Here is a 660-nt window from a genome sequence, read left to right as displayed (position 1 = left end):
CACCCCGAGCTCCATATCCACACTTCTTACAGCGACCAGGTCGTCGATCTGATTGCTGAAGGGTACGATTGCGCGATTCGGCTGGGCCATCTGGCGGACTCCAATCTGCTCGCAAGATGCATCGGGCCGATCCATGGGATCGTGGTTGCAAGCCCGGACTACATCAAGGCCCATGGATCACCGGAAACGCCAGACGAGCTGCTCTCCCACGAGGCCCTCATGCAAGGAACGGATCCCTGGCAACTCATGGATGGCGACAAGATCCTCACGGTTCGTCCCCAGGGTCGCTTCAAGGCAGACAACGGCACCGCTCTGGTCGCTGCCGCCCTGGCCGGGCTTGGCATTGCCTATCTCCCGACTGGTCTGATTCATGAGCACCTGGTCACCGGGGCGCTTATCCCGGTAATGACACGTCATCCGGTACCTGTGGCAGGCGCCTATGTCGTGCGCGCACCGGGGCAGCAGGCGACACGCAAAGTGCGGGTCCTCACCGAAATGCTGATCGAATGTTTCAAACAAGCGCCATATCTGGCGACACCTTCCGTTGCCTGAATGGCGTACCGAATGAAAAATTTACTCCAGATTTTCCTTCGCCAGCACGGCCCTGCCGCCAACCACCTCGTGAAACTCAACCGCCTCCTGCTCACCGCACTATGCTCC

At 59.5% G+C, this 660-nt stretch carries 1 protein-coding gene; it reads left to right on the top strand.

The genetic code is table 11. The features are described from left to right. Positions 1 to 552: substrate binding domain-containing protein (locus E6R62_RS42760; protein ID WP_206309004.1), on the top strand; the 552-nt coding region annotated here is incomplete at its 5' end. Between the last annotated feature and the right edge of the window lie 108 nt (positions 553 to 660).

Origin of the sequence: Streptomyces sp. A1136 (assembly GCF_004795055.1) — a bacterium.
In the GTDB taxonomy this organism is placed as follows: Bacteria; Actinomycetota; Actinomycetes; order Streptomycetales; family Streptomycetaceae; genus Streptomyces.
Note: the sequence above shows the minus strand (reverse complement) of the source record. Positions and strands in the feature narration are given on the sequence as shown.